The sequence below is a fragment of the Pseudarthrobacter sp. L19 genome, assembly GCF_050859435.1.
GTDB lineage: Bacteria > Actinomycetota > Actinomycetes > Actinomycetales > Micrococcaceae > Arthrobacter.
In genome coordinates, this window is the sequence record NZ_CP193935.1 from 95238 (window position 1) to 115344 (window position 20107).

Consider the following 20107-nt stretch of genomic DNA (forward strand, 5'->3'; position numbering starts at 1 on the left):
CCCATTGCAGAGCGCAACAAAGTTGTCATCGTTGCGTACTCATCGCTGGGAACTCATCGGGTTTCCATCAGTTTTCTGACCCGCTTTCAGGTTGGACGGTTGTTGCTGCGGCCACCGGAGGTGTCTGCAGCGTGCCTGCCAGGATCCGGCGTTCGACGTCGTCCGTTCCGGCGGCGCCGTTGAGGGCGCGTCCGAACGCACGGCGTTTGACCGCCAGTGCCAGGCACTTTTCGCTGGGGTGCAACCATGCTCCCCGGCCTGCCATCCGGCGTCGTTCGTCGACAACGACGGCGGTTGACCCGCCGGCGCCGGCGACCAGCCGGAGCAGTTCCGACCGCGTCCCCTTCTTTCGGCACCCGATGCAGGTACGTTGCGGCTGATTCCCGAGCTGCTGAGTTTCTGCCACTGCGAGTATCTTCCTGCCGTAACCACCTGCCGGCCCGGGCACGTCGCTGGGAAAGCCGCACGCGCCGAGGGCACAAGGATGCCGGCCCGAAGGCGCGGTCACTGTCTATTCTAGCCCTCCGGCGCCCCGGTCCCGAAACGGGCGGGTCCGGGGAAACGCCGTTCGGCCCCGGGCAGTGGTTGCGCCGGGGCCGAACGTGGGGATGCTGGAGGGACTACTTGTCCTTGTTCTCCGCGGCGTCCGAGACGATGTCGATCCGCCAGCCGGTGAGCTTGGCGGCCAGGCGGGCGTTCTGGCCCTCCTTGCCGATGGCGAGGGAGAGCTGATAGTCCGGGACCACCACGCGGGCGGACCGGGTGGCCTCGTCCGTGATGGTGACCGAATTCACCCGCGAGGGCGAGAGTGCGCTGGCAATGAAGGTGGCCGGATCATCGCTGTAGTCGACGATGTCGATCTTTTCCTCGTTCAGCTCGGTCATCACGGCCCGGACGCGGGAGCCCATCTCGCCGATGCAGGCACCCTTGGCGTTGACGCCCGGGATGTTGGCCTTGACCGCGATCTTGGTGCGGTGTCCGGCCTCGCGGGCCAGCGCCACGATCTCGACCGAGTGGTCCGCGATTTCCGGGACCTCGAGTTCGAAGAGCTTGCGGACCAGGCCGGGGTGGGACCGGGACAGCGTGATGGACGGTCCCTTGGTGCCGCGGTGCACGTCGATGACGAAGGCGCGGAGCCGGTTGCCGTGGATGTACTTCTCGCCGGGGACCTGTTCGGGCGGCGGCAGCAGCGCCTCCACCGTGCCGAGGTTCACCTGGATCATGTGCGGGTTGTTGCCCTGCTGGATGGTGCCGGCGACGAGTTCGCCCTCACGGCCCTTGAACTGGCCCAGGACGTTGTCGTCCTCGGCGTCGCGCAGGCGCTGCAGGATGATCTGGCGGGCGGTGCTCGCGGCGATCCGGCCGAAGCCGGCGGGGGTGTCCTCGAACTCGCCGACGGGCTCGCCGTCGTCGTCGATCTCGGTGGCCCAGATGGTCACGTGGCCGCTCTTGCGGTCCAGCTCGGCGCGGGCCTTCTCGAAGGCGCCCGGCGTCTTGTGGTAGGCGACCAGGAGGGCCTGCTCGATGGTGGGGATCAGGAGATCCAGCGGGATTTCACGCTCACGCTCCAGGAGTCTCAGCGCGCTCATGTCAATATCCATTAGGCCTCCTCGGAAGGTCCATTGTCGTTCTCCAGCGGCGCCTCTTCGAGGTGGCTGAACTCTATCTCGACTTTTCCACTGCGGATCCTGTCGAAAGGAAGCTTCACGGGGTCGCCCTGCTTGGGCTTCATCCCCTTCTTGACGGCCAGTTCAGGGACCAGCGTCACGCCGGAGCTGTCCACGGACTGGATCCGGCCGGTGACGTTGTCACCCTGGATGACGTTGACGGTGACCATCCGTCCGCGGGCGCGGTGCCAGTGCCGCTCTTCGGTGAGCGGGCGGCCGACGCCGGGCGAGGACACCTCGAGCTCATACGGCCGGGAATCCGTGCTGGGATCCTCGTCCAGGATGTCCGAAAGGGTCTTGGAGATCTCCGCGATCACGTCGAGGCTGACGCCGCCGGTTTCCTCCTGGGGCAGGTCGACGACGACGTGGACCACCCGGTTGGCGCCGGCAATGTGAATGGAGACATCTTCCAGGTACAGCCGGTTGGCCTGGACCGCGGGGGCGAGCAGCGCGTAAAGCCGCTCGGCCTCCAGGTTGTGCGCGGGGGCGGCGTCAGCCTTCCCCGTCCCGGTCCGGTCTGTCGAAGTCGTGGCTTCTGCGTTGGTCATGATGCCGCCCGCCTCCTGCTAGATGATGTTGTGAGTACTAGCGTAGCGACAATCGCGGCCGGTGGCGCACTCCAGTTCCGGCCCGCGCACCGCCGTCGGGCCTCCCCGGGCCCCACGGCGGTGGCTCGCGTGTGGGCCGTGCCAAAATGGTCTGTTGTGAACGAGGAGACCAGCGGAGAACGACGGCGGGCCCGCCTGCCCCGGAACCTTCCCCGGCTGGCGCTGATCGTCGTCCTCGCCGTGGTGGTGCTGACTTTGGGGCTGGTGGTGCGCCCCGGCAAGCCCGCGGAACCGGCCCCGCCGACCGCGTCCGAGCGGGCCCTGGCCGCCGCCCTCGCCGACACCGTGGAGCTCCGTTCCGACGCGGAACGGCTCACCGGAGCTGGGACCGCCGCGGACGGCACTGTGAGTTTCCTGACAACCCAGGCCCGGGCGCTCTGGCGGCCCGGGTCGGCCGCCGTCTCGGCTTCCCCGTCCCCGGCGTCCGCGTCCCCCTCTCCCGCTTCGGCGCCCCCGTCCGCCGCGGAGGCTTCACCGTCCGACGCGCCCGTGACGGCCGCGTCGCTCGTCACCGCGCTGGACGCCAGCGGGCGGCAACGCCTGGCCGACGCCGCCGCCGCGGATCCCGGGACGGCCCGCCTGCTCGCCTCGGTCGGCACCGGCCAGCTGCTGCAGGCCTCCGCCTTGGCCGCCGCGAGCGGCACGCCGGACCCGGCAACGTCGAGTGCCCCGGCGGCTGCCCCCTCTCCCACCGCCCCGGCTACCGTGTCCGCGACCCCGGTCCCCTCGGCCTGCCCCACCGCGACGGGTTCCCCCTCTGCTGCCCCCTCCGCGTCGGCGTCATCGGCGCGAGCGGACCTGGCGAATGCCCTCGCTGAGGTGATCAGCACCGAGCGGGAAACCGTCTACGCCTACCAGGTGGCGCTGACGCGTCTGGACGGCCCCGGGGCCGCTGCGGCCGCCACCCGGCTGACCCGCCACGAGGCCCTCGCCGCGGCCGCCGAGGAACAGGCCCGGCAGCACTGCGCCGCCGCTCCCCCGCGCCAGGCCGGCTACGCACTGGACCCCGCGTTCCTGGCCTCGCCGGCGGCCGGGCTGCGCGGGCTGGAGTCCGGCTCGCTGGCGGCCTATGCCGACCTGGTGGGCCTCAGCGACGGCAGCACCCGCCAGTGGGCCGTGTCCGGTCTGCTGGAGGCCGGCCGCCGCGCCGCCGCCTGGGGCGCTGCACCGGAGCCGACCCCGGGCCTGTCGGTGGACCCCGCGGAGCTGCCCACGCTTCCGGCTGCTGTTGCCGGTTAGTCAGCGCCGGCCGGATAGCCGGGATATCAGGGTAGGCGCGGCTTAGTTTGCTTAGCCTCCGGATACTGGCCGGGTTTGCGGCCGTGGTGGTTGGCTGTACGCATGGAAACCAGCCAGGCACCCGTTCTTCAAGACAATGAACCGCACCGCAACGACCTCGCGCACCGGCTGAACTGGCTGCGCGCCGGTGTCCTCGGTGCCAACGACGGGATCGTCTCGGTCGCCGCGATCGTGGTGGGCGTCGCGGGCGTGACCACCGATTCCGGCCCCATCCTGATCGCCGGTGCCGCCGGCGTCGTCGGCGGTGCCATCTCCATGGCCCTGGGCGAATACGTGTCCGTCAGCAGCCAAAAGGACAGCCAGGAGGCGCTGATCGAGAAGGAACGCCGAGAGCTGGCCGAACAGCCCGAGGAGGAACTCGCCGAGCTCACCGCCATCTACCAGGCGAAGGGCCTCAGCCCGGAGACCGCCGGCGCCGTTGCCCGGGAGCTGACCGCCCACGACGCGCTCAGCGCGCACCTCGCGGCCGAACTGAACATCGACGAGACCGACATCGTCAGCCCCTGGCACGCGGCCCTCGCGTCCGCCATCGCCTTCTTGGTCGGTGCGATCCTCCCGATGCTGGCGATCCTGCTGCCGCCGGAGAATATCCGCGTTCCGCTCACCTTCGCCGCGGTGCTGGTCGCCCTGGCCGCCACGGGTGCCGTGGGCGCCTGGATCGGCGGCGGCTCCAAGGGCAAGGCCGCAATCCGCGTGGTGATCGGCGGCGCCGCGGCGCTGCTGGCGACCTTCCTGATCGGCAACTGGCTGGGCGCGAGCGGCTTCGCCGGCTGATCGCCGACACTACGCTGGGACGGTGACTTCGCCCAGCCCCGTTCCAGTCCCGGCCGCCCTCTCCCGCAGGTACTCCCGAACCGCCGAGGGCCGCGCCTGGCTGGCGTCCCTGCCCGGAGTGATCGCGGACGCCCTTGGGACGTTTTCGCTCGTCCTTGACCTGGCGCCCGGCGCGGAACCCTGGAGCGGCCATGGCGCCGTTGTCGTCCCGGTGCGGCTGAACGACGGCACGCCCGGTGTACTGAAGGCCGCCTACCCGCACGAGGAATCCCGGGCCGAACACCTCGCCCTCGGGCTCTGGGAGGGCCGGGGCGCGGTCCGGCTGATCGCCGCCGACCCGGAGGCCGGCGTGCTGGTGCTGGAGCGGCTGGAGGCCGCCCGCTCACTGCAGGAGGTGCCCCTGGCGGCGGCCGCCGCGGTGTGGGGCGGCCTGGTTCGCCGGCTCTCGATCGCCCCGGACGGCCGCCCCGCGTGGCGCGGCTTCGAGCAGGTGGCCGCCCTGGCCGAGCGGTGGAGCGACGAGTTCCCCGAACGCTGGGAGGCCCTGGGCCGGCCCTTCCCCCGCTGGCTCCTGGAGGCCGCCCTGGAGGTCTGCCAGACCCGGGGCGCGGTGGGCCGGCGCTCCGGCGTCGACGTCCTGGTCCACGCCGACCTGCACTTCCTGAACATCCTGGCCCGTCCCGGGACAGCGGCCGGGTCCGGGGATCCGGACGATTACCGTGCCATCGATCCGCACCCGCTGGTGGGCGAGGCGGAGTTCGCGGTGGCACCACTGCTCTGGAACCGGCTGGCCGAGTTGTCCGCCGCCGATCCGGCTGCCGCGCTGCTGGAGCGCTGCCACGATTTCAGCGCCGCCGCGGGCCTCGACGGCGACGTCGCCCGGCAATGGGCCCTGGCACGGGAAGTCGAGAACGCGCTCTGGTACACGGAGGAGCGGAACGACGGCGGCCGGACGCGCTCGCTCTGGGTCGCCAGCACCCTCGCCGGGCGGACCCTCGACGGGCTGCCGATGCCCGCGGACCTGCCGGTCCCGGGCGCCACCGGCCCCTCCCGCGGCTAGGCTGCCGCGCTAGGAAGCCGCGCTAGGTGCCCGCCTGCTCCGGCATGCCCCGGACGGCGGCAAGCGCGTCCCGGACCGCCGAGACCGCGGTGGCCACGTCGCCGTCGTCGGTGCTCCAGTTGCTCACCGAGATCCGCAGGATGTCCCGGCCCCGCCAGCGCGAACCGGACATCCAGACCCGCCCGTCGGCGATGATCCGGTCCGTGACCGCCCGGGTGGTGGCGTCGTCTCCGAAGGCCAGCGAGACCTGGGTGTAGACGACGTCGTTGAGCACCTCGACGCCGTCGAGCGCGGCCAGCGCCTCGGCCAGTTGGTGGGCGCGGAGCACCAGGCCGCGTACCTGCCCGGCGACGCCGTCACGGCCGAGGGACTTCAGCGCGGCCCAGACCGGCACGCCGCGGGCGCGCCGGAACAGCTCCGGCACGGTCTCGAACGGATCGGCGGCACCGTCGGCGGCCTGGATGAGGTAGCTGGTGTGCAGGCCCATCGCCGCCCGGAGCGCGGCGACGTCCCGGACCACCGCGATCCCGCAGTCATAGGGCACGTTGAGGGTCTTGTGCGCATCGGTCCCCCAGGAGTCTGCCCCGTCCAGCCCGTCGGTCAGGGCGGCCAGCTCCGGCACGGCGGCGGCCCAGAGACCGAAGGCCCCGTCCACGTGGACCCACGCGCCGTGGGATTTGGCGACGGCGATGGCATCCCGGAACGGGTCGAAGGCACCCGAGTGCAGGTTGCCGGCCTGCAGGCAGACCAGCAGCGGCACGGATCCGGTACCCGGACCACCTTCGGCAACCGCCGCCCCGAGCGCACGGTCCAGGGCCGCCGGGTCGATCCGGCCCTCCGCGTCCGAGGTTACGGCGGTGGGCCGGCCGAGCCCGAGGTAGCGGAGGCCCAAGTCAATGGTGTCGTGGCGTTCGGCGCCCGCGAAGCAGCGGATCCGCGGCGCGCCGGCGAGGCCGTCGGCGTCGGAGTCCCAGCCGGCGTCGTGCAGCAGGCGCCAGCGCGCGGCGGCCAGGCCGGTGAAGTTTGCCATGGTGGCGCCGGTGGCGAACCCCACCCCCGACTCCTGCGGCAGGCCTAGCAGCTCGAGCAGCCACCGGCCCGCGGCCTCCTCGATGGCGGCGGTGGCGGGGGTGGCGAACCGGAGTCCGGCGTTCTGGTCCCAGGCGCTGACCAGCCAGTCCGCGGCCAGGGCGGCGGGCAGCGTCCCGCCGATCACCCAGCCGAAGAACCGGCCGGAGGGCATGGCCATCAGCCCGGGTTCGGCCTTTTCCGCGAGGTAGTTCACCACCTCGGCCGCGGGGGTGCCGCCGGACGGGAGCGGGCCGCCGAAGTCGGCGGCGAGCTCCGCGGCGCTCCGGGCGGGGCCGATGGGACGGGACTGCTGGCTCTCCAGCCACCGCCGGGCGTGGCCGGCCGCAGCGGCCAGGGCGTCGCGGTAGCGCTCACCGGGTGCGGACATAGCTGCATGCTACGCCCGGCGCCGCCGCCGCGGCAGGGCCCTGCGGTCCGAGCGGTCCGCGCGCGGAGCCCTGCACGGCGCCCGGCGCCGAAGCCTTAGCCGAGGGTGTCGTGCCAGACGTCGGAGCCGAGCTTGATGATCAGCACGCCCACCACCACCAGGAACACGATCCGGATGAACTTGCTGCCGCGGCTGACGGCGGTCCGGGCGCCGAGGTAGCCGCCGGCCATGTTTGCCCCGCCGAGGACCAGGCCCAGGCCCCAGAGCAGGGACCCGTGCGGAAGGAAGAACAGGAGCGCCCCGGCGTTGGTGGCCATGTTGACGATCTTCGCCTTGGCGCTGGCCTCGAGGAAGGCGTAGCCCATGGCGGACACCAGCGCGATGATCAGGAAGGACCCCGTTCCGGGCCCGATCATGCCGTCGTAAAATCCGATGACGCCGCCGATCAGGCATGCGATCAGGTAGTGCCGGTGCCCGTCGTGGCGCAGCTTGGTCAGCTCTCCCACGTTGGGCCGCAGCGCCGTGAACAGGGCCACGGCCACCAGCGCGGCCACGATGATCGGCTTGAAGACGCTGGCCGGCAGGGTGGCGGCCAGGATCGCCCCGCCGAAGCTGCCGGCCAGGGCGATCACCGCCATCGGGATAGCGGTGCGCAGGTCCGGCCGCACCCGGCGGTAGAACGTCACCGCGCTGGTGGTGGTGCCGAAGATGGAGCCCATCTTATTGGTCGCCAGCGCCTGCACCGGGCTGATGCCCGGCACCAGGAGCATGACCGGCAGCTGGATCAGTCCCCCGCCGCCGACGACGGCGTCGATCCATCCGGCGGCGAACCCGGCTACCACCACCAGGATCAGGGTGGTGAGCTGGATTGATTCAAGACCCGAAAGCATCCCCGGGCCGGGTCAGGCGTTGCGGACGGCGTTGACCACGTAGTCCACCGCCCGGTCCACGGCGATGTTCTCGGCGTTGCCGCTGCGGCGGTCCTTGATCTCGACGACGCCGTCCACCAGGCCGCGGCCAACGGCCAGGATGGTGGGCACGCCGACGAGTTCGGCGTCGCCGAACTTCACCCCCGGTGAGACCTTGGGTCGGTCGTCGTAGATGACCTCGAGGCCGGCGGCCTCCAGTTCGAGCGCGAGCTTCTCGGCGGCGGCGAAGATCTCCTCGCCGCGTCCGACGGCGACGACGTGCACGTCGGCCGGGGCGACGGCGCGGGGCCAGACCAGGCCCTTCTCGTCGTGGTTGGATTCGGCCAGGGCCGCCACCGCGCGGGTGACGCCGACGCCGTAGGAGCCCATGGTGACGACGACCTGCTTGCCGTTCTGGTCCAGTACCTTGAGGTCCAGGGCCTCGGCGTACTTGCGGCCGAGCTGGAAGATGTGGCCCATTTCGATGCCGCGGGCGGTTTCCAGCGGGCCGGAGCCGTCCGGGGCGGGGTCGCCGGCGCGGACTTCGGTGGCCTCGATGACGCCGTCCCAGCCGAAGTCGCGTCCGGCCACCAGGCCGAAGACGTGCTTGCCGGCCTCGTTGGCGCCGGTGATCCAGGCGGAGCCGCTGACGACGCGGGGGTCCACCAGGTAGAGCAGCTTCGACGCGCCCTCGGAACCGAGCAGCGGGGCGTCCAGGGACAGGCCCGGGCCGATGTAGCCCTTGACCAGCAGGGGCTGCTTCTTGAGGTCCTCCTCGTTGGCTGCCTCCAGGGTGATCTCACCGGCGATCGGCAGGAAGGATCCGATGGTGGCCTCGACGCGCTTGAGGTCCACGCCGCGGTCGCCGGGGACGCCGATGACGACGAGCTGGCGCTCACCGGTGGGCAGGGTGACGGCGAGCACGACGTTCTTCAGCGTGTCCGCGGCAGTCCAGGCGCCGCCGTCGGCCTCGCTGCGGGGCGCCAGGGCGTTGGCGGCCGCCACGAGGGTGTCGATGGTGGGGGTGTCCGGGGTGTCGCGCACCTCGGCGGCGGGGGCGTTGGTGAAGTCGATCTCCGCGGGAACGACGGTGGTGACGGCCTCGACGTTGGCCGCGTAGCCGCCGGCGGACCGGACGAAGGTGTCCTCGCCGATCTCGGTGGGGTGCAGGAATTCCTCGCTCTTTGACCCGCCCATGGCGCCGGCCGTCGCGGTCACCGGGATGACCTCGAGGCCGAGACGCTCGAAGATCTTCAGGTAGGCGCTGCGGTGAGCGGCGTAGCTGGCGTCCAGGCCGGCGTCGTCGACGTCGAAGGAGTAGGAGTCCTTCATGATGAACTCACGGCCGCGGAGCAGGCCTGCCCGGGGGCGTGCCTCGTCGCGGTACTTGTTCTGGATCTGGTAGATGCTCAGCGGCAGGTCCTTGTACGAGGAGTACAGGTCCTTGACCAGCAGGGTGAACATTTCCTCATGCGTGGGGGCCAGCAGGTAGTCGTTGCCCTTGCGGTCCTTGAGCCGGAAGATGCCCTCGCCGTACTCGGTCCAGCGGTTGGTCGCCTCGTAGGGTTCCTTCGGCAGCAGCGCCGGGAAGTGGACCTCCTGGGCGCCGATCGCCGTCATCTCCTCGCGGATGATCTGCTCCACCCGGCGCAGCACGCTCAGGCCGAGCGGCAGCCAGGTGTAGATGCCGGGAGCCGCGCGGCGGATGTAGCCCGCCCGGACCAGCAGCCGGTGGCTGGCCACCTCGGCGTCGGCGGGGTCTTCACGCAGGGTGCGCAGGAACAGCTGGGAGAGTCGAAGGACCACTGGAGAGGTATCCGTTTCTGAGAAATGCGGGGCCTCCGGGGAGGCACGAAATGTCCAGCTACCAATCTACCGCCTCGCCGCGGGGCAGGGTCCCGGTGCGGCGGGTTCCCGGGGCGGCATGTCCGGGCGGCAGGCGTCCGGGAATGGGAAGGGCCGCGCCCCGGCGTGGAAGCCCCTGGCCGTCTCCGGCTGGTCATCCGTCGTGGCGCGGCCCCGCGACCCCAGTGCCGCTTTTATCAAGGCTGTTAACCCTGGCCCGAGCCTGCCCTTCCGGGCGGCTGCGGGGCCAGTTGGTGGTTTCCCTGAGACCGCTCGCGCCTTCTCGGCGCGGCTAGCTAGAACCTATGTGATCCCCGTCGCCAAAACAAGAGTGTGCCCTTATATTTTTGTCACAAGTCGGTGACATGACGTGTCTCGGGCGGGGTGGAACGGCACCGGCTTAGAAGAGCGCCGGCCTAGAACAGCACCGTCGCGAAGTTGCCGGTCTGTTCGAAGCCCACTCGCTCGTAGCTGGCCCGGGCACGGACGTTGAAATCGTTGACGTAGAGGCTGGTCACCGGCGCGAGCCGCTGGGCCAGGAGCACGACGGCGGCCATGTACCCGGCGCTGAGGCCGAGCCCCCGGTGGGTGGGATTCATCCAGACGCCCTGGACCTGCGTGACGGCGGATGTGACAGCGCCGAGTTCGGCCTTGAAGATGACCTCGCCGTCGGGGCCAAGGTGGACCATGGAGTGCCCGGCCCGGATCAGCCCCTTGACCCGCCGGCTGTAGAACTCGCGGCCGCCGAGGTAGGGCGAGTAGCCCACCTCCTCCTCGAACATCGCGGCGCAGGCGGGGAGGATGCGGTCGAAGTCGGCCATCTGCCCGAAGCCCAACGCCGGGTTGGGCTCGATCAGTGGCGTGCCGCTGATGGTCATGAGCGGCTGGTCGGCCCTGATTTCCTGGGCGGTGTGCCCCAGGTCCTCCATGGCCTCGTGCAGCGCCAGCACGGCCTCGGCGGGGCCGAAGATGGAGGCATAGCGGCGCCCGGTGCGGTGTGCCGCGGCCGCGACGAGGGGCGCGAGGTCGGTGTCCAGTTCGACCGGCACCAGGTTCGCCCCGGCCCAGCAGGCCGAGACGAGCGTCCCGCCGTCGAACACGCCGAGGATGCTGGCGCCGCCGGCGGTTGGCGCGGCGGTACCGGTGGATTCGAGGTGGGACAGGATGAAGACGTTTGCGACGGGGTCGCGCCGCGCAAGATCGCGGAGGGTGCCGGTGTCGCCGGCGCCGAGGAGGCGGACGGCGGCACCGGCCTGGGTACCGTCCTTACGAAACGCTAACCACGGGGCCACCCTTGACAGCATCTTCGCCATCGGCTTCCCCCATCTCTTCGGCGAGGCGCATGGCCTCTTCGATCAGTGTCTCAACGATCTGGTTCTCGGGGACGGTCTTGATGACCTCGCCTTTGACGAAGATCTGGCCCTTGCCGTTGCCGGACGCCACGCCGAGGTCCGCCTCGCGGGCCTCGCCGGGCCCGTTGACCACGCAGCCCATGACGGCCACGCGCAGCGGCACCTCCATGCCCTCGAGGCCGGCGGTAACTTCCTCGGCGAGCGTATAGACATCCACCTGGGCGCGTCCGCAGGACGGGCATGAGACGATCTCGAGTTTGCGGGGGCGCAGGTTCAGCGACTGCAGGATCTGGTTGCCCACCTTGACCTCCTCCACCGGCGGGGCGGAGAGGGACACGCGGATGGTGTCGCCGATGCCCCGGGAGAGCAGGGCGCCGAAGGCGGTGGCGGACTTGATGGTGCCCTGGAAGGCGGGACCGGCCTCGGTCACGCCGAGGTGCAGGGGCCAGTCGCCCTTTTCCGCGAGCATCTCATAGGCGGCCACCATGACGACGGGGTCGTTGTGCTTGACCGAGATCTTGAAGTCGTGAAAGCCGTGCTCCTCGAAGAGCGAGGCTTCCCAGACGGCGGACTCGACGAGCGCCTCCGGGGTGGCCTTGCCGTACTTCTTCATGATGCCGGGCTCCAGCGAGCCGGCGTTGATGCCGATCCGGATGGAGGTGCCGTGGTCCTTGGCGGCGCGGGCGATTTCCTTGACCTGGTCATCGAACTTGCGGATGTTTCCGGGGTTGACCCGGACCGCTGCGCAGCCGGCCTCGATCGCGGCGAAGACGTACTTCGGCTGGAAGTGGATGTCCGCGATCACTGGGATCTGCGACTTCTTCGCGATGATGGGCAGCGCCTCCGCGTCGTCGGCGGAGGGGCAGGCCACGCGGACGATGTCACAGCCGGAGGCGGTGAGCTCCGCGATCTGCTGCAGGGTGGCGTTGATATCCGTGGTCGGCGTGGTCGTCATGGACTGCACGCTGATCGGGAAGTCGGAGCCGACGCCGACCGAGCCGACCTTGATCTGGCGGGTTTTCCGGCGCGGGGCAAGAACGGGGGCGGTGCCGACGGCATTCCGAGGCTGACCGAGGTCACGGGGACTCCTCTGGGATCGAAGCGTTGAGCGAAGGGTGGGCGGGCCGCTTAGGCGGAGTGGCCGGCCAGCAGGCCGGTCACCGGCGCCCAGGCCGTGGTGCGGATACCGGAGATGGCGCTGGCGGCGGCGAACGGGTCCTGCTTGAGCAGCTCGCTCAGGGCCTGCTCGTCGGCTGCCTTGAGGATCAGCAACGCGCCGGCGCCGTCGGAGTACGGGCCACTGGCCAGCAGGGTGCCGTCTTCGGCCAGGCCGGCGGTCCATTCCCGGTGGGCGGGACGGGCGGCGGCGCGGGATTCGGCGGACTCGGCGTCGTAAACGTACTCAACAGCAAAAACAGTCATACCGCTACCCTATCCCCCAGCCTGCCGGGTTCCCATCCATCGCCCCGGTTTCAGGCCTGCAGCAGAATCCTCGCCAGCGCGGCCACGCCGGCGGCCCAGAGCATGGAGGTGAGGGTGCCGATGATGAATCTCTCGGCCGCCACCGGGGTCTCCTTCAGTTCGGCGAACCGGCCCAGGCCCTTGATGGCGACCACGTAGGCGATGGCCACCGGCTGCCCGGCCAGGATGGCGAGGGCGACGGCGAGGCGTTCCAGCACGCCGATGATCGCCCCGCCGCGCAGGATGCGGGTGCCGACGGCGGCCGCCGGGACGGGCGCGGGGGCCGGGGTCTCGGGGGCTGGGGTCTCGGGGGTTGCTGCGGCAGGGACTGCCGGGGTTCCGGCAGACGTGGTTGCCTCGCCGGCCGAGGGGTCGTCGCTCCAGCCGGGACCGCCGTCGGCACCACCTTCGACACCGCTGTCGTTGGTGCCGTCAACCGCGTCGGCCGCCTGCCCGGCGTCGGCCTTGTCGTCGATGGTGCGGGCCAGGCGGAAGACCAGGGCGGTGACCGGCCAGCCGGCAAAGCCCGCAATCAGCAGCGCCAGTGTGATCCAGAGGGCGTTCACCGGTCTCCTTCGCTCGAGGGGCGCGCGGCGTGGCCGTCCGCGCCGGCGGTCTGGCCGTCGGCCAGGGCCAGCAGCATTTCCGCCGCGGGCCGTGCCGCCCATTCTTCCTGCCAGCCGGAGCGAAGCAGGGCACGGCTCACCGACTGCTCCGTGATTCCCAGCGCGGCGGCGGCGGCCTTCTGGCTGCCGTGGGTGCCGGCGCGTCCGTCGCGGACGTCACGCAGCGCGTCCACCACCTTCCACTGGGCCGCGGTCCGGTCCTGGACCAGGCGGCCGATCAGCCGCAGTACCGCCTCGGCGTTGGCCGCCTCCCGCTCTCCCGGCGGCGCGGCAGCCGGTGTCCCGGCGGCGCCGTCCCCGGAGCCGGCCGGGCGGGGGTTGCCCCGCGGCGCGGGGTCCCCGCGGTGCCGGCTGCGACGGCGAGGGGAACGTACCCGGCAGCCTTGGCCCGCTCCACGGCGAGCCGGGCCGCTACGAACGCCGGCCCGGAGCCTTCACGGGGGCTGGCGGGCAGCGGCCGGTCCACGGCCCCGACGCCGATTCCGACGTACCAGTGGCCGTCGCGGAGGACGTGCAGGGCGGTGTCCACCACCTCGGCCGGCGATTGCAGCACCCCCTGCAGCTCGTCGCCGACGGATCGTTCGAAGGTGGCTCCGGGGAGTAGCCGGGCCAGTTCGGCCAGCAGGCCGGGAACCCGGTCCACATCGGTGCTGCTGCCGCGCTGGTCAATCGTCAGGACGTACATACCGCAACCCTAGGCGGCTGATTCACAAAGATCAACCATCTAAAGCTGATTATCACAAATCAGCCCAAAATGGCTTAGGAACAGGAATCAGCCGAAAAGGTTCACCGGTTTGACGATGTCCGCGTAGATCAGCAGCGCGGACATGCCCATCAGCAACGCCGCCACCACATAGGTCACCGGCAGCATCTTGGCGATGTCGAACGCCCCCGGATCAGGCCGGCCGAAGAGCTTGGCGATCCGGCGCCGGACACCCTCGTACAGGGCGCCCGCCACGTGGCCGCCGTCGAGCGGCAGCAGCGGGACGAGGTTGAAGACCGCCAGGGCGAAGTTGAGCCCGGCGAGCAGGCCCACCAGGGTGGCGAGCCGGCTCTGCAGCGGCACCTGTTCCATGGCGGCGACCTCGCCGGCCACCCGGCCGACGCCCACCACGCTGATCGGGCCGTTGGGGTCCCGGGGTTCCGAACTGAAGGCCGCCTGCGCGACGCCGACCACGCGCGCCGGGAGGTTCAGGACGACGCCGGCGATCTGCTTGATGTTCTCCCCCGCCATCGGGAGCACCGCCGACGCCGGCTGCTGCACCAGAGCCGACTGCGGGCCGATGCCGAGGAAGCCGACGTCCTGGTAGCGGAGCTTACCGTCCGCGTCCTTGGCCTGGCGGCCGTCGGCGCCGACCACCGGGCGGGAGGACAGCACCGGCGTCACCGTGGTGGTGACCGGGGCGCCGCCGCGCTGGACCGTGACGCTCACGGTCCTGCCGGCCGAGGCCCTGATCCAGCCGGTGAGCTCGTCCCAGTTGGTGACCTGCTTGCCGTCGAAGGAGGTGATCGTGTCGCCCGGCTTCAGCCCGGCGGCGGCCGCGGGAGTGAGCTTGCAGTCCTGCGAGTTCGGGTCCACGGTCTCCCCGGCCTTGACCTGGCACTTGGAGACGTCGGCGATAATGGTGGTGGAGCCCGCCACGCCGAAGCCCATCAGCAGCACGGCCGTCAGCACGACGCCGATCAGCAGGTTCATGGCCGGCCCGCCGAGCATGATGATGATCTTCTTCCAGACCGGCAGCCGGTAGAACACCCGGTCCCGGTCGTCGGGGCCGATCTCCTCATGCGCCAGCGACCGCGCGTCGGCGGCCAGCGACTGGAACATGCCGGTGCTGGAGGCCCGGACGGTGCCGTCCTCCGGGTTGGGCGGGTACATGCCGATCATCGAGACGAAGCCGCCGAGCGGGATGGCCTTGACGCCGTATTCGGTCTCGCCGCGGCGCCGGGACCAGAGGGTGGGACCGAAACCGATCATGTACTTGGTGACGCGGACCTTGAACAGCTTGGCCGGCACCAGGTGGCCCACCTCGTGCAGGGCGATGGACACGGCGATGCCGATCACGACAAAGACGACGCCGAGGATGAAGAGGAGAACGGGGCTCATGCTGGGTCTGGCTACTTCCTGGGCACGGACTGGCTGGGGGTGGCGGTGGTTCCTACGGCCAAACGCTCGAGAGTCCGCGCGCGTGCCCACGTTTCAGCATCCAGCACGGCCTCGACCGTCAGCCCGGAGGAACCTGAATGCTCGCTGAGGACGGCCTCGACGGTGTCCACGATGTCCGGGAAGCGGATCCGGCCGGCGTGGAAGGCCATCACGGCTTCCTCGTTGGCGGCGTTGAAGACCGCAGGGTAGGTGCTGCCGCGGCGGGCGGCGTCCTTGGCCAGGCCGACGGCGGGGAACGCCTCGGTGTCCAGCGGCTCGAAGGTCCAGCTGGTGGCCCGGGTCCAGTCGCACGGGGATGCGGCGCCGGGCACCCGGTCCGGCCAGCCGAGGCCCAGGGCAATCGGCAGGCGCATGTCCGGCGGGGACGCTTGGGCGATAGTGGACCCGTCGGCGAACTGCACCATCGAGTGCACCACGGACTGCGGGTGGACCACGACGTCGATCCGGTCCAGCGGGATGTCGAACAGCAGGTGCGCCTCGATCAACTCCAGGCCCTTGTTGACCAGGGTGGCGGAGTTGGTGGTGACCATCAGGCCCATGTCCCAGGTGGGGTGGGCCAGGGCGTCCTGCGGGGTCACGTCGAGCAGCTCGGCCCGGGTCCGGCCGCGGAACGGGCCGCCGGAGGCCGTCAGGACCAGGCGGTTCACCTCCGCGGCGGTGCCGGAGCGCAGGCACTGGGCGATGGCGGAGTGTTCGGAGTCCACCGGGACGATCTGGCCCTCCCGTGCGGCGGCCTTGACCAGGGCGCCGCCGACGATCAGGGATTCCTTGTTGGCCAGGGCGAGCGTGGCGCCGGACTTCAGGGCGGCGAGGGTGGGCGCCAGGCCGATCGAGCCGGTGATGCCGTTGAGGACGACGTCGGCGGGGATCTCCGCGATCCGGGTGGCGGCATCCGGGCCGGCGAGGATCTCCGGCCGGTAGCCGGTCACCCCGGCCGCGCGCGCGGCGTCGTCGATCAGGCGCTGCAGGCCGGCCGGGTCGCCGGCGGCGATGCCGACGGCGCGGGCCCGGGTGTGGACCGCCTGCCGGGCCAGGAGTTCAAGGTTGCCGCCGCCCGCACTGAGTGCCACGATCTCGAACCGGTCGGGCGCCCCGTCGACGACGTCGAGGGCCTGGGTACCGATGGACCCGGTGGATCCGAGGAGGACAATGCTGCGCGGCTTCATGCCTCCAGTATCCCGCACCGGCACTGCCCCGGCCGCGCCTTGACGCCATCCGGCGGCGGCGTACCGTGGGAATCGTGGAGTGGACGGCCTGGTTTGACGCGCCGGACTACGGATTCGCCCGGCAAGTACTGCAGCGCGGCGTGGCGGCCGTTTTTGTGGTGGCGTTCCTCTCCTCGCTGAACCAGTTTCCGGCGCTCCTCGGCGAGCGCGGACTGCTCCCGGTACCCTCGCTCCTGGCCCGCGCCCGGCGCCCGCTCCGGCCCACCCTGTTCGCCTGGCACTATTCGGACCGTTGGCTGCGCGCGGTCTGCGCCCTTGGGATGCTGATCGGCGCCGCCCTGGTGCTGGGCCTGCCGCAGCAGGGTCCGCCGTGGCTGCCGCTGCTGGCGTTCCTGGCGCTCTGGCTGCTGTACATGTCGATCGTGAACGTGGGCCAGACCTTCTACGGGTTCGGCTGGGAGATGCTGCTGCTGGAGGCGGGATTCACCGTGGGGTTCCTCGGCTCGGAGCAGACTCCCCCGCCGCGGGCCATCCTGCTCCTGCTCGTGTGGCTGCTGTTCCGGCTGGAATTCGGGGCGGGGATGATCAAGATCCGCGGCGGCCCGGAGTGGCGGGACCTCACCGCGCTGTACTACCACCACGAGACCCAGCCGATGCCCGGACCCCTCAGCCGCCAGGCCCACCTCATGCCGAAGGCCTGGCACCGGCTGGAGGTGCTGGGCAACCACGGCGCCCAGCTGGTGGTGCCGTTCTTCCTCTTCGCCCCGCAGCCGCTGGCGTCCGTGGCCGCGGGGATCGTGGTGTTCACCCAGCTGTGGCTGGTGGCCAGCGGCAACTTCGCGTGGCTGAACTGGATGGCGATCCTGCTGGCCTTCGCGGCGGTGAGCGATCCGGTGCTGCATACCCTGTTTCCGGGCCTGCCGTCCGGCTGGCGGGCCCCGGCCGCGGCGGAGGGAGCAGTGCCGGCGGGAGGTGTCGTGTCAACGGAGGGTTCGCAGGCGCCGCTGCCCTGGCTGGTGCTGGTGGTCCTGGCCACCGTGCTGCTGCTGGTGCTGAGCTACCGCCCGGCGGCGAACCTGGTCTCGAAATACCAGCTGATGAATGCCGCGTTCAACCGCTGGCAGCTGGTCAATGCCTACGGGGCGTTCGGGTCGGTGACCAAGCAGCGGATCGAGGTCGTGGTGGAGGGGACCCTGGACGCCGAGCCGGATGAGGCGGCGCACTGGCGGGAGTACGGGTTCCGCGGCAAGCCCGGTGATGTCCGGCGGGTGCCGCGGCAGTGGGCGCCCTACCACCTGCGGCTGGACTGGCTGATGTGGTTCCTGCCGCTGCGCACCGTGCACGAGCAGTGGTTCTACGCGTTCCTGGCGAAGCTGCTTGAGGCGGACCGTCCCACGCTGCGGCTGCTGCGGGAGGACCCGTTCGACGGCGCCCGGCCGCGCTGGGTGCGGGCCCGGAGTTTCCACTACCGCTTCGCCACCCGGGCGGAGTTCCGCGCCACCGGACAGCGCTGGGTCCGGATCCTGCTGCAGGAGTCCATCCCGCCGCTGTCCCTGCCCCCGGAGGACTGAGTCCCGCCGGGAACGCACCCGTCTGACACGAATGGCCGGAATGGTAGGTACCATTCCGGCCATTCGTGGCAAACAGGCGCAGTGGCCCGGCCGCTGCTCCCACCCTAGACGGACACAGATTCCTTCTCGGTGACCGCTTCCAGGGCGGCCTGCCGGCGGCGCAGCCACCAGGAGCCCAGGAAGATCAGCGCCATGGTCGCGTAGACCACGACGGCGAACGGGGTGGAGAACAGCGCGGTGGGGTCGTTCTGGGAGAGCTGCAGCGAGCGCCGCAGCTGCACCTCGAACATCGGCCCCAGGATCATCGCCACCACCATGGGCGCCACCGGGTAACCGTAGCGGCGCATGAAGTAGCCCAGGATGCCCACCACCAGCAGCACCCCGACGTCGATCGGCGAGAAGTTCACCGAGAACGCGCCCAGGGCCGCGAAGACCAGGATGCCCGCGTAGAGGAACGGCCGCGGGATCTGCAGGATCTTCACCCAAAGGCCCACCAGCGGCAGGTTCAGCACCAGCAGCATCAGGTTGCCCACGTACAGGGAGGCGATCAGGGTCCAGACCAGGGCGCCTTGGTTTTCGAACAGGAGCGGCCCGGGCTGGATCTGGTAACGCTGGAACGCGGTCAGCATCATCGCCGCGGTGGCGGTGGTGGGGATGCCCAGGGTCAGCAGCGGCACCAGGACACCGGCGGCGGCGGCGTTGTTGGCCGCCTCCGGACCGGCGACGCCCTCGATCGCACCCTTGCCGAACTGGCGCCGGTTCTCGCCCTTGGCCAGCCGCCGTTCCGCCGCGTAGGACAGGAACGTGGAGACGTCCGCGCCGCCGGCCGGGACCGTGCCGATCGGGAAGCCGATGAACGTTCCCCGCAGCCACGGCTTCCAGGACCGCTTCCAGTCCTCCTTGGACAGCCAGGCGTTCTTGCCCTTGCTGACCGGGATGACCTCCACCGGACCGTGCCGGAGCTTGGAGGCGACGTAGAGTGCCTCGCCCAGGGCGAAGAGGCCCACGGCCACCAGCACCATGTCGATGCCGTCCACCAGGTTGGGGTTGTCGAAGGTGAACCGCTGCTGGGCGGTGCTGTCATCGATGCCGATCAAGCCGATGAACAGGCCCAGGGCCAGGGAGGCGAGCCCCCGGAGCACCGAGGCGCCCAGCAGCGCGCCGACGGTGAGGAAGGCCACCACCATGAGTGCCACGTAGTCCACCGGGCCGAGGCCGACGGCGAATTCCGCCACCACCGGGGCCAGGAAGGACAGCAGCACGGTGGCGATGGTGCCGGCGATGAACGAACCGATCGCCGCCGTCGCCAGCGCCGCCGCTCCCCTGCCGGCCTTGGCCATCTTGTTGCCTTCGAGGGCGGTGACGATCGAGGCGGATTCACCGGGGGTGTTGAGCAGGATCGACGTCGTCGACCCGCCGTACATGCCGCCGTAGTAGATGCCGGCGAACACGATCAGCGCCGCCGCCGGGTCCAGGGCGTAGGTGATGGGCATCAGCAGCGCCACGGTCATGGCCGGGCCGATGCCCGGGAGGACGCCGACGGCGGTGCCGACGAAGACGCCGCCCAGGGCGTAGAGCAGGTAGACCGGCTGGAGGGCATTGGCGAAGCCGTCAAGCAGGAACGAAATGCTATCCATGGAAGAACGGCACCCCCTCGAACAGCGGACCCGGGGGCAGGGAAACGCCCAGCAGGCCGCCGAAGACGTACTGCAGGAGCAGGGCCATGATCACGGCGACGACGATCGCCTTCCAGAGCGGCTTGGCCTCGAGGGTCCAGGCCGCGCCGCTGAACAGGACCGCCGCGGCCACGGGCCAGCCGGCGGGTTCGATCAGGACGATGTGCAGCACTACGAACCCGACCAGCTTGGCCAGGGCCACCCAGTCGGTGGAGGCGTCGGCGTCGAGGTCCTCGCCCTCCTCGGCCTGGCCCACCTTGCCGCGCAGGACCTGGATAACGATGCCGGTGCCGACGGCCACGAGGGTGCCGCAGACGATATAGGGGAAGGCGCGGGGGCCGATGCCGGTCTCCGACGGCGGGATCGGGATGGATCCCGCCGTGAGGAGTCCCGCCGCGCCGATGCTGACGAACAGGAGGGCGAAGAGAATCTCCCCGAGAGGCCGCCGGGCGGGCGCCTCCACGTGGGTGG

General features: G+C 70.9%; 19 protein-coding genes and 1 pseudogene. 4 read left to right on the forward strand and 16 right to left on the reverse strand.

The window, feature by feature from the left end; translation table 11 throughout:
- Window positions 1–67 precede the first annotated feature (67 nt).
- The 3 genes from ACRQ5B_RS00485 to rimP form a co-directional block, all read right to left on the reverse strand.
- Window positions 68–508, reverse strand: a complete 441-nt coding sequence (locus ACRQ5B_RS00485; RefSeq protein WP_432395897.1) for a YlxR family protein — start codon at window positions 506–508, stop codon at window positions 68–70.
- A gap of 112 nt (window positions 509–620) precedes the next feature.
- On the reverse strand, window positions 621–1601 hold the full coding sequence (gene nusA / locus ACRQ5B_RS00490; protein ID WP_290258361.1) for a transcription termination factor NusA: 981 nt from the start codon (window positions 1599–1601) through the stop codon (window positions 621–623).
- Window positions 1601–2215: a ribosome maturation factor RimP gene (gene rimP / locus ACRQ5B_RS00495; protein WP_412882577.1), complete on the reverse strand. Its 615-nt coding sequence runs from the start codon at window positions 2213–2215 to the stop codon at window positions 1601–1603. Before rimP ends, nusA begins: the two co-directional genes overlap by 1 nt.
- A gap of 156 nt (window positions 2216–2371) precedes the next feature.
- Here rimP and ACRQ5B_RS00500 point away from each other — a divergent pair, with 156 nt between their 5' ends.
- From ACRQ5B_RS00500 to ACRQ5B_RS00510, 3 genes are all read left to right on the forward strand, one after another.
- Window positions 2372–3514, forward strand: coding sequence for a DUF4439 domain-containing protein (locus ACRQ5B_RS00500; RefSeq protein ID WP_432395900.1), 1143 nt, complete (start codon window positions 2372–2374; stop codon window positions 3512–3514).
- Between the two features lie 102 nt (window positions 3515–3616).
- On the forward strand, window positions 3617–4348 hold the full coding sequence (locus ACRQ5B_RS00505; protein WP_432395903.1) for a VIT1/CCC1 transporter family protein: 732 nt from the start codon (window positions 3617–3619) through the stop codon (window positions 4346–4348).
- 22 nt (window positions 4349–4370) lie between these two features.
- Window positions 4371–5408 carry an aminoglycoside phosphotransferase family protein gene (locus tag ACRQ5B_RS00510; RefSeq protein WP_432395906.1) on the forward strand — a complete coding sequence of 346 codons (1038 nt, stop codon included), beginning with the start codon at window positions 4371–4373 and terminating at the stop codon, window positions 5406–5408.
- 22 nt (window positions 5409–5430) lie between these two features.
- Here ACRQ5B_RS00510 and ACRQ5B_RS00515 read toward each other — a convergent pair whose 3' ends face one another.
- The 11 genes and pseudogenes from ACRQ5B_RS00515 to dxr form a co-directional block, all read right to left on the reverse strand.
- A complete protein-coding gene (locus ACRQ5B_RS00515) occupies window positions 5431–6867 on the reverse strand; it encodes a pyridoxal phosphate-dependent decarboxylase family protein (protein ID WP_432395908.1) in 1437 nt (478 codons plus the stop codon).
- Between the two features lie 95 nt (window positions 6868–6962).
- Entirely contained in the window at window positions 6963–7757 is a 795-nt protein-coding gene (locus ACRQ5B_RS00520) for a sulfite exporter TauE/SafE family protein (RefSeq protein ID WP_412882572.1), read from the reverse strand.
- A 12-nt stretch (window positions 7758–7769) separates the two neighbouring features.
- A complete protein-coding gene (locus tag ACRQ5B_RS00525; RefSeq protein WP_432395912.1) occupies window positions 7770–9581 on the reverse strand; it encodes a proline--tRNA ligase in 1812 nt (603 codons plus the stop codon).
- A 455-nt stretch (window positions 9582–10036) separates the two neighbouring features.
- The gene (locus tag ACRQ5B_RS00530; protein WP_432398793.1) at window positions 10037–10924 is read right to left on the reverse strand and encodes a GNAT family N-acetyltransferase; all 888 of its coding nucleotides are present in this window, start codon (window positions 10922–10924) and stop codon (window positions 10037–10039) included.
- Window positions 10887–12052, reverse strand: a pseudogene (ispG, locus tag ACRQ5B_RS00535) (flavodoxin-dependent (E)-4-hydroxy-3-methylbut-2-enyl-diphosphate synthase). Before ispG ends, ACRQ5B_RS00530 begins: the two are co-directional and overlap by 38 nt.
- Before the next feature lie 48 nt (window positions 12053–12100).
- Window positions 12101–12394, reverse strand: a complete 294-nt coding sequence (locus ACRQ5B_RS00540; RefSeq protein ID WP_290258370.1) for a YciI family protein — start codon at window positions 12392–12394, stop codon at window positions 12101–12103.
- A gap of 50 nt (window positions 12395–12444) precedes the next feature.
- Window positions 12445–12999, reverse strand: a complete 555-nt coding sequence (locus ACRQ5B_RS00545) for a hypothetical protein (RefSeq protein WP_432395914.1) — start codon at window positions 12997–12999, stop codon at window positions 12445–12447.
- Complete coding sequence (locus ACRQ5B_RS00550; protein ID WP_432395917.1) at window positions 12996–13232, reverse strand: hypothetical protein; 237 nt, start codon at window positions 13230–13232, stop codon at window positions 12996–12998. Before ACRQ5B_RS00550 ends, ACRQ5B_RS00545 begins: the two co-directional genes overlap by 4 nt.
- Before the next feature lie 44 nt (window positions 13233–13276).
- Window positions 13277–13744, reverse strand: coding sequence for a hypothetical protein (locus ACRQ5B_RS00555; protein WP_432395920.1), 468 nt, complete (start codon window positions 13742–13744; stop codon window positions 13277–13279).
- 87 nt (window positions 13745–13831) lie between these two features.
- Window positions 13832–15163, reverse strand: a complete 1332-nt coding sequence (locus ACRQ5B_RS00560; protein WP_432395923.1) for a M50 family metallopeptidase — start codon at window positions 15161–15163, stop codon at window positions 13832–13834.
- A gap of 11 nt (window positions 15164–15174) precedes the next feature.
- The gene (gene dxr, locus ACRQ5B_RS00565; RefSeq protein WP_432395926.1) at window positions 15175–16389 is read right to left on the reverse strand and encodes a 1-deoxy-D-xylulose-5-phosphate reductoisomerase; all 1215 of its coding nucleotides are present in this window, start codon (window positions 16387–16389) and stop codon (window positions 15175–15177) included.
- 74 nt (window positions 16390–16463) lie between these two features.
- On the opposite strand from dxr, the gene ACRQ5B_RS00570 reads away from it, so the two are divergent.
- Entirely contained in the window at window positions 16464–17960 is a 1497-nt protein-coding gene (locus ACRQ5B_RS00570; RefSeq protein WP_432398794.1) for a lipase maturation factor family protein, read from the forward strand.
- 104 nt (window positions 17961–18064) lie between these two features.
- Here the strand turns inward: ACRQ5B_RS00570 and ACRQ5B_RS00575 are convergent, their stop codons facing one another.
- On the reverse strand, window positions 18065–19597 hold the full coding sequence (locus tag ACRQ5B_RS00575) for a tripartite tricarboxylate transporter permease (protein WP_432395928.1): 1533 nt from the start codon (window positions 19595–19597) through the stop codon (window positions 18065–18067).
- The gene (locus tag ACRQ5B_RS00580) at window positions 19590–20099 is read right to left on the reverse strand and encodes a tripartite tricarboxylate transporter TctB family protein (RefSeq protein ID WP_432395931.1); all 510 of its coding nucleotides are present in this window, start codon (window positions 20097–20099) and stop codon (window positions 19590–19592) included. Before ACRQ5B_RS00580 ends, ACRQ5B_RS00575 begins: the two co-directional genes overlap by 8 nt.
- Between the last annotated feature and the right edge of the window lie 8 nt (window positions 20100–20107).

Coding starts and splice junctions, on each gene's coding strand:
- ACRQ5B_RS00505 (WP_432395903.1), top strand. CDS start 3,617: ATGGAAACCAGCCAGGCACCCGTTCTTCAAGACAATGAACCGCACCGC.
- dxr (WP_432395926.1), bottom strand. CDS start 16,389: ATGAAGCCGCGCAGCATTGTCCTCCTCGGATCCACCGGGTCCATCGGT.
- ACRQ5B_RS00560 (WP_432395923.1), bottom strand. CDS start 15,163: ATGAGCCCCGTTCTCCTCTTCATCCTCGGCGTCGTCTTTGTCGTGATC.
- ACRQ5B_RS00515 (WP_432395908.1), bottom strand. CDS start 6,867: ATGTCCGCACCCGGTGAGCGCTACCGCGACGCCCTGGCCGCTGCGGCC.
- ACRQ5B_RS00530 (WP_432398793.1), bottom strand. CDS start 10,924: ATGCTGTCAAGGGTGGCCCCGTGGTTAGCGTTTCGTAAGGACGGTACC.
- ACRQ5B_RS00555 (WP_432395920.1), bottom strand. CDS start 13,744: ATGTACGTCCTGACGATTGACCAGCGCGGCAGCAGCACCGATGTGGAC.
- nusA (WP_290258361.1), bottom strand. CDS start 1,601: ATGGATATTGACATGAGCGCGCTGAGACTCCTGGAGCGTGAGCGTGAA.
- ACRQ5B_RS00575 (WP_432395928.1), bottom strand. CDS start 19,597: ATGGATAGCATTTCGTTCCTGCTTGACGGCTTCGCCAATGCCCTCCAG.
- ACRQ5B_RS00540 (WP_290258370.1), bottom strand. CDS start 12,394: ATGACTGTTTTTGCTGTTGAGTACGTTTACGACGCCGAGTCCGCCGAA.
- rimP (WP_412882577.1), bottom strand. CDS start 2,215: ATGACCAACGCAGAAGCCACGACTTCGACAGACCGGACCGGGACGGGG.
- ACRQ5B_RS00520 (WP_412882572.1), bottom strand. CDS start 7,757: ATGCTTTCGGGTCTTGAATCAATCCAGCTCACCACCCTGATCCTGGTG.